Annotated in this window: 14 protein-coding genes; 5 read left to right on the forward strand and 9 right to left on the reverse strand. The window is 71.9% G+C overall.

Translation table 11 applies throughout. The annotated features are described in order from the left end of the window. Positions 1 to 54: 54 nt before the first annotated feature. On the reverse strand, positions 55 to 672 hold the full coding sequence (locus tag ACLJQE_RS19065; RefSeq protein WP_410640808.1) for a choice-of-anchor P family protein: 618 nt from the start codon (positions 670 to 672) through the stop codon (positions 55 to 57). Positions 673 to 883: 211 nt separating this feature from the next. Between ACLJQE_RS19065 and ACLJQE_RS19070 the strand changes: the two genes are divergently transcribed. The 3 genes from ACLJQE_RS19070 to ACLJQE_RS19080 all read left to right on the forward strand — a co-directional run bounded on the left by ACLJQE_RS19070 (position 884) and on the right by ACLJQE_RS19080 (position 4,047). Further along, entirely contained in the window at positions 884 to 1,471 is a 588-nt protein-coding gene (locus tag ACLJQE_RS19070) for a biotin transporter BioY (RefSeq protein ID WP_410640597.1), read from the forward strand. A gap of 127 nt (positions 1,472 to 1,598) precedes the next feature. Next, positions 1,599 to 3,647: an ATP-dependent DNA helicase gene (locus tag ACLJQE_RS19075; RefSeq protein ID WP_410640598.1), complete on the forward strand. Its 2,049-nt coding sequence runs from the start codon at positions 1,599 to 1,601 to the stop codon at positions 3,645 to 3,647. Positions 3,648 to 3,705: 58 nt separating this feature from the next. Continuing rightward, positions 3,706 to 4,047, forward strand: a complete 342-nt coding sequence (locus ACLJQE_RS19080; protein WP_020640935.1) for a hypothetical protein — start codon at positions 3,706 to 3,708, stop codon at positions 4,045 to 4,047. On the opposite strand, the gene ACLJQE_RS19085 is transcribed toward ACLJQE_RS19080, so the two are convergent. The 4 genes from ACLJQE_RS19085 to ctaD form a co-directional block, all read right to left on the reverse strand. Next, on the reverse strand, positions 4,044 to 4,448 hold the full coding sequence (locus ACLJQE_RS19085) for an OsmC family protein (protein ID WP_410640599.1): 405 nt from the start codon (positions 4,446 to 4,448) through the stop codon (positions 4,044 to 4,046). The two genes, ACLJQE_RS19080 and ACLJQE_RS19085, sit on opposite strands and share 4 nt — an antisense overlap. Before the next feature lie 16 nt (positions 4,449 to 4,464). Then, a complete protein-coding gene (locus tag ACLJQE_RS19090; RefSeq protein ID WP_410640600.1) occupies positions 4,465 to 5,244 on the reverse strand; it encodes a peptidyl-tRNA hydrolase in 780 nt (259 codons plus the stop codon). After that, positions 5,241 to 6,470, reverse strand: a complete 1,230-nt coding sequence (gene serB / locus ACLJQE_RS19095; protein WP_410640601.1) for a phosphoserine phosphatase SerB — start codon at positions 6,468 to 6,470, stop codon at positions 5,241 to 5,243. Before serB ends, ACLJQE_RS19090 begins: the two co-directional genes overlap by 4 nt. 116 nt (positions 6,471 to 6,586) lie before the next feature. Beyond that, a complete protein-coding gene (ctaD, locus tag ACLJQE_RS19100; protein ID WP_086839854.1) occupies positions 6,587 to 8,374 on the reverse strand; it encodes a cytochrome c oxidase subunit I in 1,788 nt (595 codons plus the stop codon). 135 nt (positions 8,375 to 8,509) lie between these two features. On the opposite strand from ctaD, the gene ACLJQE_RS19105 reads away from it, so the two are divergent. Further along, positions 8,510 to 9,340 carry a phosphotransferase family protein gene (locus tag ACLJQE_RS19105; RefSeq protein WP_410640602.1) on the forward strand — a complete coding sequence of 277 codons (831 nt, stop codon included), beginning with the start codon at positions 8,510 to 8,512 and terminating at the stop codon, positions 9,338 to 9,340. Here the strand turns inward: ACLJQE_RS19105 and ACLJQE_RS19110 are convergent. Further along, complete coding sequence (locus tag ACLJQE_RS19110) at positions 9,322 to 10,089, reverse strand: alpha/beta fold hydrolase (protein WP_410640603.1); 768 nt, start codon at positions 10,087 to 10,089, stop codon at positions 9,322 to 9,324. The genes ACLJQE_RS19105 and ACLJQE_RS19110 overlap by 19 nt on opposite strands. Between ACLJQE_RS19110 and ACLJQE_RS19115 the strand changes: the two genes are divergently transcribed. Beyond that, positions 10,088 to 10,627 carry a GNAT family N-acetyltransferase gene (locus ACLJQE_RS19115; RefSeq protein ID WP_410640604.1) on the forward strand — a complete coding sequence of 180 codons (540 nt, stop codon included), beginning with the start codon at positions 10,088 to 10,090 and terminating at the stop codon, positions 10,625 to 10,627. The genes ACLJQE_RS19110 and ACLJQE_RS19115 overlap by 2 nt on opposite strands. A gap of 33 nt (positions 10,628 to 10,660) precedes the next feature. On the opposite strand, the gene ACLJQE_RS19120 is transcribed toward ACLJQE_RS19115, so the two are convergent. The 3 genes from ACLJQE_RS19120 to ACLJQE_RS19130 form a co-directional block, all read right to left on the reverse strand. Further along, positions 10,661 to 10,966 carry a hypothetical protein gene (locus ACLJQE_RS19120; protein WP_410640605.1) on the reverse strand — a complete coding sequence of 102 codons (306 nt, stop codon included), beginning with the start codon at positions 10,964 to 10,966 and terminating at the stop codon, positions 10,661 to 10,663. A 119-nt stretch (positions 10,967 to 11,085) separates the two neighbouring features. Next, positions 11,086 to 12,186 (reverse strand): NAD/NADP octopine/nopaline dehydrogenase family protein, encoded by a 1,101-nt coding sequence (locus ACLJQE_RS19125; RefSeq protein ID WP_410640606.1) that lies wholly within the window; start codon positions 12,184 to 12,186, stop codon positions 11,086 to 11,088. A 135-nt stretch (positions 12,187 to 12,321) separates the two neighbouring features. Beyond that, complete coding sequence (locus ACLJQE_RS19130; RefSeq protein WP_410640607.1) at positions 12,322 to 13,446, reverse strand: alkaline phosphatase family protein; 1,125 nt, start codon at positions 13,444 to 13,446, stop codon at positions 12,322 to 12,324. Between the last annotated feature and the right edge of the window lie 2 nt (positions 13,447 to 13,448).

The raw sequence follows: 13,448 nt of genomic DNA on the forward strand, positions 1-13,448 counted from the left end.
CGCAACCAAGGCGGCCTTCGGTGCGTTGAACGCACCCAAGGCCGCCTTGGGGCGCTACTTCTTGCCGAACGGGTCGCAGGCGGCCGTGCCCAGGTAGAGGTCGCCGCTCGCCGGGCCGCCCTGCGGGAACAGCTTGATGTGCACCGCGTGCGTCACCAGGCTGCCGTCCGGCGGCTGGGGCGTCACGGTCTCGTTGAGGACGACCGTCGCCAGCGCGGTGCCGGCGGCGCCGCCGGGGATGACGATCCGGTAGTTCGGCGGGATCTCCTCCGGCACGGTGACCCCTTCGACGGCGCCGACCGCCACCTCGCCGAGGCTGCCGGTGGCCGTCGTCGCGCACTTCGCCGAATAGGTGCGGACAGTGAGTTCCGGACCGCCGAAGCGCCTCAGCACGGTCGCCCGGAAGCGCCGCCCGGCCGCCTGCGCGACCGACACCTCACCGGATCGCCCGCACCCGGTGTCACCGGCCCCGAACACGGCGACGTCGCCCGTGGCGCCCCCCTGCGTCCAGCCCTTGTACGGGCCGTCGACACTGCATTTCGCCAGCTCACCGGTGACGATGTGCTCGTTGTCGATCGTCACGTCCACCGAGCCGGACGACGCCCATCCGGTGGACGTCACGGGAGCCGCCGCGCCGAGGAGCGGAACGGCCAGCGTCGTCACGGCCAGCAACCGATAGGTCCTCTTCCTGGTGTTCCGCATGCTCGGGCCTCCACGGTCGGCGTGACAGATCGCAGCTATGCCCTTCGTCATCGGCCGGTCCGGCGTCCACCCTGATCGGGTCCACCCGGACGAGTGGCCGGTGAGGAACGCAACTCGGCGGGTCCACGGGACGGTAACGAGCGTTAACCTCGATCGTCGCCTGTTCACCTCGGGAGGTTTCGTGTCTTCGCTGTCCTTCGCCGGCAAGCGGCCCGTGCTGGCCGACCTCGTGCCCGGCTCGCTCGTGCGGAACATCGCGCTGGTCGCCGGCGGTGCCGTGCTCACCGGCGCCGCCGCGCAGCTGACGATCCCGGTGCCGGGCAGCCCGGTGCCGATGACCGGCCAGACGTTCGCCGCGCTGCTCGTCGGCGCGTCGCTCGGCATGTCGCGCGGTGCCGCGTCGATGCTGGTGTACCTGCTGGTCGGCGCGGTGGGCGTGCCGTGGTTCCAGCACGGCACTGCGGGCCTGTCCGGCGCGAGCGCCGGCTACATCGTCGGGTTCGTCTTCGCCGGCGCCCTGGTCGGCGCGCTCGCCGGCCGCGGCGGCGACCGGACGCCGGTGCGCACCGCGGGCACCATGGTGCTCGGCAACCTGGTGATCTACGCATTCGGCGTGCCGTGGCTGATGGCGTCGACCGGGTTCGACCTGTCCACCGCGTTCGCCAAGGGCGTCACGCCGTTCCTGGCCGGGGACGCGGTCAAGATCGTCGTGGCCGCCGGTCTGCTGCCGCTGACCTGGAAGCTGGTCTCCGGCCGCACCCAGGACTGAGTACCGGCCGAAGGGGGCTTGTCCGCGCTCGCGGGGAAGCCCCCTTCGCCGTACCCGAGCGGCGCGAGTGGCCCGTTCGCGACGGAGCACCGATCTTTGTCGGGGGCGGCGGCTAATGTGTGTCGCTGTGCCCGCCCGAACCGATTTCCCCGGCGTCCTCGAACTCCTCACCCACGCGGTGGAGTCCGTCGGCGGTGCCGAACGCCCGGGGCAGGTCCAGATGGCCGACGCCGTCGGCCGCGCCATCCGCACCGGTGAGCACCTGGCCGTGCAGGCCGGCACCGGCACCGGCAAGTCACTGGCCTACCTCGTGCCCGCGATCCGCCACGCCGTCGAGAAGGAGGCCACGGTCGTGGTCTCCACGGCCACGATCGCGCTGCAGCGCCAGCTCGTCGACCGCGACCTCCCGCGCCTGGCGAAGGCGCTGAAGAAGCCGCTCGGCCGCGAACCGACCTTCGCGATCCTCAAGGGCCGCCGCAACTACATGTGCCTGCACCGGCTGGATTCCGGCGCGCCGGACGAGCCGGAGGACGCGCAGCTGTTCGACCCGTTCGCGGTGTCCCGGCTGGGCAAGGAGGTCACGCGGCTGCGGGAGTGGGCGTCGGACACCGAAACCGGCGACCGCGACGAGCTCGTCCCCGGCGTCACCGACCAAGCGTGGCGTCAGGTTTCGGTGACGGCGAAGGAATGTCTCGGCGCTTCGCGTTGCCCGGTCGGCACGGACTGCTTCGCCGAGAAGGCCCGCGCCGAGGCCGGCCGCGCCGACGTCATCGTCACCAACCACGCGCTGCTGGCGATCGACGCCCTGCAGGGCTACCAGGTCCTGCCGGACCACGACGTGGTGATCATCGACGAGGCCCACGACCTGGTCGACCGGGTCACCTCGGTCGCCACCGGCGAGCTGACCAGCGCGATGTGCGCGTCGGCCGCGCGCCGCTGCGGAAAGCTCATCGACGCCGACGTCGCCGACCGCCTGCTGGAAGCGGGTGACGGGCTGGCGCTGATCGTCGACGACCTGCCCGCGGGCCGGCTGGACGAGCTCCCGCGGCCGCTGCAGGGGGCGATCCCGGCCGTCCGCGACGCCGCGCACGCGTGCATCACGGCGCTGGGTTCCGACCGCAAGGAGGACGTCGAAGGGGCCACGGCACGCAAGCTGGCGCGCTCACTGCTCGACGAGGTGCACGACACCGCGGTCCGGCTGCTGGAGGCGTTCGACGAGGACCAGGCGCACCAGCGCGACGTCGTCTGGCTCTCCGGCGACAAGTACGCGTCGAACCCGCGGCCACCGGCGCTGAAGGTGGCGCCGCTCGGCGTCGCCGGCCTGCTGCGGGAGCGGGTGTTCAACCAGCACACGACGATCCTGACGTCGGCGACGCTGACCTTGGGCGGCACGTTCGACACCATGGCGCGCCAGTGGGGTCTCCCGCCGGGCGCGGCCCGGGTGGAGCAGGCGCCCGGAGCCGCGACGGAGAAGGAAGCGCCGTCGGACGACTCGGGCCCGAAGTGGACCGGCCTGGACGTCGGTTCGCCGTTCGACCACCGGCGCAACGGCATCCTGTACCTGGCCAAGCACCTGCCGCCGCCGGGCCGCGACGGCCTCCAATCGTCCACAATGGACGAACTGGCCGAGCTGATCGAGGCGGCGGGCGGGCGCACGCTCGGGTTGTTCTCCTCGATGCGGGCGGCCAAGCAGGCCACCGAGGAGATGCGCGAACGGCTGGACTTCCCGATCCTCTGCCAGGGCGACGACGCGACGTCCTTGCTGGTCCAGAAGTTCTCCGAGGACGTCCGCACGTGCCTGTTCGGCACGCTGAGCCTGTGGCAGGGCGTGGACGTGCCCGGCCCGTCGCTGCAGCTCGTGGTGGTCGACCGGATCCCGTTCCCGCGCCCGGACGACCCGGTGTCGTCGGCGCGGCAGCGCGCGGTGGAAGCCCGCGGCGGCAACGGGTTCCTGACGGTGGCGGCCACGCACGCGGCGCTGCTGCTGGCGCAGGGCACCGGGCGGCTCCACCGGGCGGTCACCGACCGCGGGGTGGTGGCGGTGCTCGATTCGCGGCTGGCGAACGCCCGCTACGGCGGATTCCTGCGTGCGTCGCTGCCGCCGTTCTGGCCCACGATGGACCCGAAGGTGGTGCGGGACGCACTGCGCCGACTGGACGCAGCCGCGCCCGCGTGACGCGGTCCACGGCCGCGCCCGGTACGGTGAAGCCACCGAAGCAACAAGGGAGCACCGGTTGACCCAGGATTCGTCCAGCGCCCAGTCCCGGACCGTCAGCGTCGACGACACCGGAGTGCGGCGGCGGCTCGCGGACGGCAGCGAAGAGGCTGTCACGTGGTCCGACCTGTCCTCGGTGATGGTCAGGGTCATCCCCGACGGCCCGTGGAACGAAGACGTGTTCTTCATGCTCGTGGGCACCGACGGCAAGGGCACCGCCGTCCCGAGCGGCGACCCGGCGGCCGACGCGCTCATCGAGCGCCTGCAGTCCCTGCCGGGCTTCGACAACGAGAAGTTCATCGAAGCCATGACGACCGACGCCGACCAGGCCTACGTCGTCTGGGAATCCGGCCAGAACTAGGCCTGCGGGAACGTCTCCGTCACGGGGATCCCCTTCTTGAGCGTGCGGCTCACCGTGCAGAGCCGCTCGATCGCGCGGTCGACGGCGCCGGCGAGCGCTTCCCGCTGATCCGCCGCCAATGTCGACACGTCGACGTCGAAAGCAACGTGCACGGCGTCCAGCTCCGAAACACCTTCGCGCCGGTCGGCGCTCACCGCGACGCGGAACTTCGCGTCTTCGCCGATCCGCCGCGTGATCAGCTCCTCGGCGGTCACCGCGCTGCAGCCCGCGGCCGCGATCTGCAGCAGTTCGGCGGGCGAGAAGGCCCCTTCGGCGCCCTTGCGGCCCAGCCGCACCTCCGCGCCACGCTCGTTGCGCCCGACGAACACGTGCTCGCCCTCGCGCGTCACTTCCAGTGTCATGCCCGCTCCAACCGGCTCAGGGGGCCGCTTGTTCCGGCGCCCATTGGGCGAGCACCGTGATCGTGCCCGGGTCGACCTCGGTGAACCCGGCGTCCCGCACGGCGATCACGCGGTCGCGCCGCCACGCGCCCTCCGGGTCGTCACCGGGGTGCAGTTCCTTCCACTGCACGGGACTGGCCGTGCGCACGGCCACCCGGAAGCCCCGATCGGCCCAGGCGGCCCGCTCCGCGTCGCCCAGCAACGCGGCGAGGATCATCGTCGCGTGGCCGACCTGCGCCGCGCCCTTGCCGACCGTCATCGGCACGTGCGGGTTGAGCAGCAGCAGCGGGACGCCGTCCGGGAGCGGACCCGGCTCGTCCGGCGGCAGTTCGCTGCCGGAGATCTGCAGCCGCGCGACTTCCTTGGGGGTCTCGGTGACCAGACCGGGCACGAGGGCCCGCGCCTCGGCGCCGTCGACTTCGACCGTGGTGCCCGGCAGGTCCTGGACGGCCGCCCAGTGCGCGCCCCGCGCCCGCCGCGCGACCTTCCGGATCCGGTTGTCGAGCCAGGCGTGCATCGGCTCGGCCCACTCGCCGCCGGGTCGTGAACGCTCGTCGAGGCACACCGCCAGCGCCGCCGCGGCCGCCGCCTCCAGCAGCGGCGTGCGGTCCGGGGGCTCGGCCCGTTCGATGCGGAGGATGACCGGCATCGCGCGGACTTCCCCGGGGAGCTCGTCGGAGGTGTCCGAAGTGTCTTCGGCCGGAAGCCCCAGCCAGAAGGCGTAGCGGGCGCCCAGGGGGTCGAGAACGCTGCTCACGGACGCATCAGCTCGAGCCCGTCGGCGGCGTCGGCCGCTTCGACCTCGCCGCGGGTGAGGCCGAGCACGAACAGCACGGCGTCGAGGTACGGGTGCGACAGCGCGGTGTCGGCCACCTCGCGCAACGCGGGCTTCGCGTTGAACGCGACACCCATGCCCGCGGCCGAAAGCATGTCGATGTCGTTGGCACCGTCCCCGACTGCGACGCACTGCTCGAGCGGGATGCCGTACTCCGCGGCGAAGCGGCGAAGCACCTTCGCCTTGCCCGCGCGGTCGACGATGTCGCCGACGACCTTGCCGGTGAGCTTGCCGTCCACGATCTCGAGCTCGTTCGCCACCGCGAAGTCGAGCCCGAGCTCCTCGGCGAGACCCTCGATGACCTGGGTGAAGCCGCCCGAGACGACGCCGGTGCGGAAGCCCATCCGCTTGAGCGTCCGGACCGTCGTGCGGGCGCCGGGGGTCAGCTCGATCGCCGCGGCGACCTGGTCGATCGCCGACGCCGGCAGGCCGGCCAGCAGCGCGACCCGCCGTTCCAGCGACTCGGTGAAGTTCAGCTCGCCACGCATGGCGGCTTCGGTGATCTCGCGGATCTCCGGCTCGACTCCGGCGTGCGCGCCCAGCATCTCGATGACCTCGCCCTGGATCAGGGTCGAGTCCACGTCGAACACGACGAGCCGCTTCGCCCGGCGCATGATGCCCGCCCGCTCCACGGCGATGTCGAGCCCCGCCTCGACGGCGGCGTCGGCGAGTTCGGAGCGCAATGCGGCGTCGGCGTCGAGGGTGTCCTCGTGAACCGAGACGTAGAGCTCGAGCCCGGTCACCGGGTAGTCGGCGACGCTGCGGATCGCGTCGATGTTGGCGCCCAGCGACGCCAGCCGGCGCGCGACCGCGGAGAAGCCGCGTGCGGTCACCGGGCGGCCCAGCACCACCAGCACGTGCGAGGAGTCCCGGCGGCCGAGCGCGAACGGGTCCTCCCCGATCGCCGGGCCGATCTTGACCTCGACCTGCATGCCGACGGACGCCATCGCCTGCTCGACCGACTCCTGCAGGCCCTCCGGGTCGCGGTAGACCCCGGCGAGCACCCCGAGCACGAGCTGCCCGCGGATGACCACCTGCTCGACGTCGAGCACATCGACGTCGTGCCGGGTCAGCACGGCGAACAGCACGGACGAGACACCCGGCTTGTCGGGGCCGGTCGTCGTGATCAGGACGGGGGTCTGGGTCACTGGTCATCCCTCGTTCGGCAACGCTGCACAACCAGTCTGCCGGTCCGGGCTTGGACATAAGTAGAGCGCGTGCCCGGCTTCACATCAGCCGGGCACGCGCTCACTCGTTCAGGGGGTTACTTGTCGCCTTGCTCGCTCGCGTTGTCCTTGGAGTGGTCTCCCGGGATCACCGCTTCGGTGAGCAGCTGCGACGGCGCCGCGTGGCTGTTGACCTTCTGCTTCCCGAAGAAGCCGATCTCGCCTTCCTTGTGGATGCGCTCGATCATGTGCGGGTAGTGCAGCTCGAACGCGGGCCGCTCGGACCGGATCCGGGGCAGCTCGGTGAAGTTGTGCCGCGGCGGCGGGCAGGAGGTCGCCCACTCGAGCGAGTTGCCGTAGCCCCACGGGTCGTCCACCGTGACGATCTCGCCGTACCGGTAGCTCTTGAAGACGTTCCAGATGAACGGCAGCGTCGAGGCACCCAGGATGTACGCGCCGATCGTGGAGATCGTGTTCAGCGTGGTGAAGCCGTCACTGGTCAGGTAGTCCGCGTACCGGCGGGGCATGCCCTCGGCACCCAGCCAGTGCTGGACCAGGAACGTGCCGTGGAAGCCGATGAACGTGGTCCAGAAGTGCCACTTGCCGAGCTTCTCGTCCATCATCCGGCCGGTGATCTTCGGGAACCAGAAGTAGATACCGGCGAAGGTGGCGAACACGATCGTGCCGTAGAGCACGTAGTGGAAGTGCGCGACGACGAAGTAGCTGTCCGACACGTGGAAGTCGATCGCCGGCGCGGCCAGCAGGATGCCGGTCAGGCCACCGAAGAGGAACGTGACGATGAAGCCCATCGAGAAGATCATCGGCGTCTCGAAGGACAGCTGGCCCTTCCACATCGTGCCGATCCAGTTGAAGAACTTGATGCCGGTCGGAACGGCGATCAGGAACGTCATGAAGGAGAAGAACGGCAGCAGCACGGCGCCGGTGGCGTACATGTGGTGCGCCCACACCGCGACCGACAGGGCCGCGATGGCCAGCGTCGCCCAAACCAGGCTCTTGTAGCCGAACAGCGGCTTGCGGCTGAACACCGGGAAGATCTCCGACACGATGCCGAAGAACGGCAGCGCGACGATGTACACCTCGGGATGGCCGAAGAACCAGAACAGGTGCTGCCAGAGGATCACGCCGCCGTTTTCGGGGTCGAACACGTGCGCCCCGAGGTGCCGGTCCGCCAGCAGGCCCATCAGGGCCGCGGTCAGGATCGGGAAGGCGAGCAGGACCAGGATGCTCGTGACCAGGATGTTCCAGGTGAAGATCGGCATCCGGTACATCGTCATGCCCGGCGCGCGCAGGCAGACCACGGTGGTGATCATGTTGACCGCGCCGAGGATGGTGCCGAGACCACCGATCACCAGGCCGGAGATCCAGAGGTCGGCGCCGACGCCCGGCGAGTGGATGGCGTCCGACAGCGGGGTGTAGGCGAACCAGCCGAAGTCGGCGGCGCCACCCGGGGTCAGGAAGCCGGACATCACGATCAGGCCGCCGAAGAGGTACAGCCAGTACGAGAACGCGTTCAGCCGCGGGAAGGCGACGTCCGGCGAGCCGATCTGCAGCGGCAGGACGAAGTTCGCGAAGCCGAAGAGGATCGGCGTCGCGTACAGCAGCAGCATCACCGTGCCGTGCATGGTGAACAGCTGGTTGTACTGCTCCTGCGAAAGGAACTGCTGCCCGGGCCGCGCCAGCTCGGTGCGGATCAGCATGGCCATCGCGCCGCCCGCCATGAAGAAGGCGAACGACGTGACCAGGTACATGATCCCGATCTGCTTGTGGTCCGTCGTGCGGAACAACCGCAGCAGGTACGAACCCTTGACCGACTCGCGCGCGGGGTACGGGCGCGTCGCGATCGGCTTGGGGGCTACGGCCGTCACTCCTGCCTCCAACACTGAAACCTTGTGGTGGTCATCGTCCCGCCACCGGGGCTCGGGAAGATCCGGTCCGGCGGCTTAGAGGGATCGTAGCCCTCGCTACCGACAGTCGCGCGCACCGGCTGGCAAGATCGGGGCGTGGCCGACGACTACACCCGCGCGGCGGTGCGCGCGGCCCGCGCCGTGACCGCCCGGCTGGGGCTGCCCGCCCACGATCCCGAGGTGCTCCACGAACGGTCGAACGTGCTGGTGAGGCTGGGTCCGCTGGTCGCCAGGGTGCCTGCCACGACCCGGCTGCTCCGCCCGGAACCGGCGGCCTGGCTGGCGCGGGACGTGGCGCTTTCGCGGTTCCTCACGGAGCGTGGTGTGCTCGTCGTCTCACCCACCACGGATCCCCCGGCAGGACCGCATTTCGCCGACGGGCTGCCGGTCACGCTCTGGCACCACACCCCGCACGATCCGGACCACCGGTACGCGCCGGACATCGTCGCGCGTTCCCTTGCCGAAGTGCATTCGGCGCTGCGCGAGTACCCGGGCGAACTGCCTCGCCGCGGGCCGCTGGCCGAACTCGAGCGGCTCCTCGGCCGGCACGATCTCGACGGCGAGGCACCGCGTCTGCGCGCCGAGGCCGCCCGGATCGGCGCCGCCCTGCCGGACGGCGCTGTCCAGCCGCTGCACGGCGACGCCCACCCCGGCAACCTGATCGCCACGGCGGCGGGGCCGTGCTGGCTGGACTTCGAGGACACCTGGCTCGGGCCGCTCGCCTGGGACCTCGGCATCCTGGCGCGGCAAGGCGGCCCGGAGTACCTGGCTGCCTACCCCGGCTCCGTGCCCGAGGACGCCCTTCGCGCGTACACGCGGTTGCGAGAACTGTTCGCCGTCGCCTGGCGCTTCGTCATCGCTCAGCGGTTCCCGCACCGGCTTCCCGAAGCCCGCTCCGCGCTCGCCGGCTACTTCTCGCTCTCGTGAGTCGCGGGGTACCAGGACAGGATCGCCTCGACCACGCCCGCGGGGTCTTCGAGCGGGGTCAGGTGACCGGCGTCCGGCAGCACGACGAGCGTCGCGCCGTCCATGACCCCGGCCATCTCGCTCGCCGCCGCCACCGGGGTGATCGGGTCCTCTTCCCCGACGATGACCAGCGCCGGAACTCCGGCGTCCCGCAGCAGGTCCAGCGAATCGGGCCGGGTGCGCAGCGCCAGCGCCGTCCAGGAGATGCCGGCGGGCGGCTGCGATTCGATGATCTCCCGGACCGTCTCGACGAGCTCGGGACGCTGTTCCCGCGTCGAAGCGGCCAGCAGGTTCGGCAGGGTGGCCTCGGCCAGCCACGTTTCGGTGCCTTCGCGCTCGACGCGGACCGCGACGTCCAGCCTCGTCTGCGCGGCCTCGGGCGTGTCGGGCGTGGCCTTCGTGTCGATGAGCACGAGCCCGCCGATCCGCTCCGGCGCGAGCCGCAGCACGGCCATCGCGAGGTAGCCGCCCATCGAGCAGCCGCCGAGCACGACGCGGTCGAGGTCCAGCCGGTCGAGCAGGGCGACGACGTCCCGCGCGGCGTCCTCGAGGCTCGGCTCGCGGCCGGACTCCGGAAGCGGCGAGCGGCCGAGACCGCGCTGGTCCGGGGTGATCACCCGAAGGTGTGAAGCGAGTGGCTCGCGCACCGCGTTCCACATGCGGGAATCCAGGGGGAAGGCGTGGAGGAGGACCAGCGGCAGTTCGGTCATGCGCGTCATTTTGTCGGACCCCCTCGCTAGCTTCGCCCATGTGTTCACCGACATCGAAACCGACCGGCTCCGGCTGCGTCCGCTCCACGAGGCGGACAGGCAGGCGATGGTCGACATCCACACCGACCCGCGGACCAACCGCTTCCACCCGGATCCACCCGACGTCCCGCGCGCGTCGGCGATGTTCTCGGACTGGCTGGCGCACTGGGCCGAGCACGGGTTCGGCTACCCCGCGGTCCTCGAACGCGGCGGCACGGAGGTGCTCGGCGTATGCGGCGTGCGGCTGCGCGAGTTCCACGGCGAGAAGGTCCTGAACCTCGGCTACCGCTTCCGGCCGTCGGCGTGGGGCAAGGGGTACGCGGTGGAGGCGGGGCAAGCGGTCCTGGCGTGGTGCGCCCGCGAGCTGCCGTCCGTGCCGGTGCTGGCGAGCGTGAGCATCGCGAACAAGCCCTCGCTGCGGGTGGCCGAGCGCCTCGGTTTCACCGAGTACACGGAGGAGATGTACGAGGGCGCGATGTCACGCCACTACCGGCGCTGACCGCCGGGCGATGTTTGACAACTCCAGAGCGGATCACCAGCGGCGGTGCGGCCGCCGCCGGGCCCGGGCTTCCCAGCAGGGCCGGTGCCAGTGCCGGCGGTCGGCGATCCCGCCGGTCTCGTCGGCGGGCCAGACGACGAGGTGCGGCGTCCCCGGCCGGATCTCGTGGTCGCACCCGGGACAGCGGTAGAACTTGGTGGCCTGGCTCCCGGGCACGGTCCGCACGAGCCAGTCCCCGTCGGCCCCGGACTCGGCCCGTGCCCACCCGGTGGCGGCCCCGAGGTCGCGCTCGGGCGGCCCACCGTCCGAACGGCGGCCGGGACGGTTACGTCGTGGCACGCCCAAACGTTAACCGCCACCCCGTTCCCACCCCCCGCCCCACCCGACCCTCCAGGCACGCAACCCGACCCTCCAGGCACGCGAGTCGACCCTCCAATCACGTGTGATGCTGGCGGAGCTCAGGCTGCCCGGCCCGTCACCCGGCCGCCGGCGCCCAGGCGGTGCAGGATCGCGTCGTGGGCGAGACCGTCCCAGCCGAGGCGGCGGAGGGTGCGGCCGGTCCGGCGGAAGTCCTCGCCGCCGAGCACGGACATGATCGTGATCGCCGCGTCCACCATCGGCGTGGCGACGCCGGCGCACCGCGCGAGTGCCTGCAGGGGCACCAGCGTGGAGCGGATGTCCTCGGTGAGGAAGCGGTGGTCGAGGCTGGTCGGCGCGGCGATCGTCCGGTACGGCTTCACCGTCCGCAACGCGTCGAGCAACGTCGTGGCCGGGCAGCCGTAGTAGCGATCGAGGACCTCGGTCATGGGCAGCAGCCGGGCGTCGTAGGCGGCCGCGACGGCGGCGAACTCGGCCTCGGTGCGTTCCAGCAGGGCGACCGTCCGTGCCGAGACGCCTTCGACGTAGAAGAGCAGTTCCTCCGCGCGGTCGATGGTGCCGAGGTTGGCCAGCGCGATCGGGACGTGCGCGACCGCGCCGAAGTCGTGCAGGCCGCGCTCCACCGGGTTGCGCGCGACCTCCAGCATCGGGAACCACTCGCGCAGCAGCCCGGCTCGCCGGGCAACGGCGGCCTCGGTGCTGCCGGAGAGCAGGTTCCAGCCCTTGGCGCCGAGCACCGTGACGCCGTCGGTGCCGGACGGCCGCGCGGCGAACAGCGCATCGGTCTCCACGACGTCGACGTCCGGCGCCCCGGCGGCGGCCAGCGCGCACGCGAACTCGACGCTCCCGCAGAGCTTGCTGGAGAACAGCACCACCACCTGCCCGGCACGCAGGTGCGGCGCGAGCCGGGCGGCGACCTCCGGGTAGGCGGTGGTCACGGTGGCGATCAGGACGACGGCCCGCGCACCCAGCCCGGCCGGGTCCGCGGTCACCTCCCGGAGCGGGAACCGCCCGTCCAGCGCCCCGCGCGCGACGATCTCCCGGCGGCGCACGATCTCCCCGACGGCCTGGAGATCCCGCGTGTAGAGGTGTACCGGCAGCTCCCGCGCGGCGAGGTACGCCGCCACGGCCCGTCCCTCACCACCCGCCCCGACGACCCCGATCCCGTCCAGCACGCTCATTCCGCCCACTCCCGTCAGTCCGGTACGCAGTGGACAGGTCGGCACCACGACGGCGAAAGTTCCCGCACGGACAGGGGTTCCGAAAACCGGACACGCCCGAGCCGGCCCGCGCGTGTCGTCCGCCCGGGGTACGGGCTACCCCTGGGCCAACGCCAGCGGCACCAGCTGCTCAGCACTGGTGAGCGACCCGTGCTGCCCGATCAACGACGACTCCACGGCCTCCGCGAGCCCCCGCACCATCCCGAACCGGTCCCGGGCCGCGGCGACGACGTCGCCGATGCGCGGCAGCACCCGGTCGCTCACCGTGTGCCCGAACCAGCCCTCCGCGACCGCCTCCTCGCGCGAGCGCACCCAGGCCCGTTCGCCCAGCACCTCCCGCCAGGCCGCGAGGACGTCCGCGGCCGCGCCGGGCTCGGTGTAGACGTGCCGGGCGCGGACCTCGCCCCCGAACGTCCGGACGCCGGCCAGCAGCTCCGGGACGTCCTCGAGGTCCAGTTCGTCGTCGACGGCGACCATCCCGTGGTCGGCCACCACCGCCAGCAGCGCGCCGGACGGCAGACCGTCCACAAGGGACTCCACGAGCCGGTCGATCTGCCGCAGCTGCATCCGCCAAGCGGTCGAACCGGGGCCGTAGACGTGCCCCAGCAGGTCCAGTTCGCTGTGGTAGGCGTAGCAGAACGCGCGTCCGTCGAGCACCGACAACGTCCGCGCGGCGAGGTCGCCCAGCGCGTGGACCCCGGCGAACTGCGCCCCGCTCTGGGTGGCGAGGGTCAACGCCGTGTCGCGGAACTGGGCGGAAGACACCACCGCCGCGTCGATGCCCGCCGCAGCGGCCCGCTCGAACGTCGTCGGCAGCGGCTGCACCTCGCGTGGCGGGAGGGCGCCCCGCAGGTCGCTGCCGTCTTCGTGGCTGCACCAGCGCAACGCGTTGAGCACGCCGGTGCCGGGCATCTCGAAGGTGTAGCCGACCATCCCGTGCTCACCCGACGCGAGGCCGGTGCCGATCGCGGCCACCCCGGCGGCCGTCGTCGACGGGAAACCGACGCGCAGCGGCTCGCGGGCGAGCTCGGTCAGCACCGGGGCGTCCGCGGCGTGCTCGGCGAGCAGCTCCCAGCCGAGCCCGTCGACGAGGAGCACGCCGGCACTCCGTGCCTCCGGCAGGGCCAGCGCGTTCCCGTTGCCGGGCACCCCGAGCGCGGCGAGCAGGGACGGGACGACCTGGCCGAGGTGCGGGACGTCGGCGAGCGAAGGCGGCTGCACGC

Origin of the sequence: Amycolatopsis sp. lyj-346 (genome assembly GCF_046548975.1) — a bacterium.
Taxonomy (GTDB): Bacteria; Actinomycetota; Actinomycetes; order Mycobacteriales; family Pseudonocardiaceae; genus Amycolatopsis.

Excerpts from the sequence above, each read along its gene's own strand:
- ACLJQE_RS19115 (WP_410640604.1), top strand. The coding sequence starts at position 10,088 with ATGCGCGTCATTTTGTCGGACCCCCTCGCTAGCTTCGCCCATGTGTTC.
- ACLJQE_RS19125 (WP_410640606.1), bottom strand. The coding sequence starts at position 12,186 with ATGAGCGTGCTGGACGGGATCGGGGTCGTCGGGGCGGGTGGTGAGGGA.
- ACLJQE_RS19085 (WP_410640599.1), bottom strand. The coding sequence starts at position 4,448 with ATGACACTGGAAGTGACGCGCGAGGGCGAGCACGTGTTCGTCGGGCGC.
- ACLJQE_RS19110 (WP_410640603.1), bottom strand. The coding sequence starts at position 10,089 with ATGACCGAACTGCCGCTGGTCCTCCTCCACGCCTTCCCCCTGGATTCC.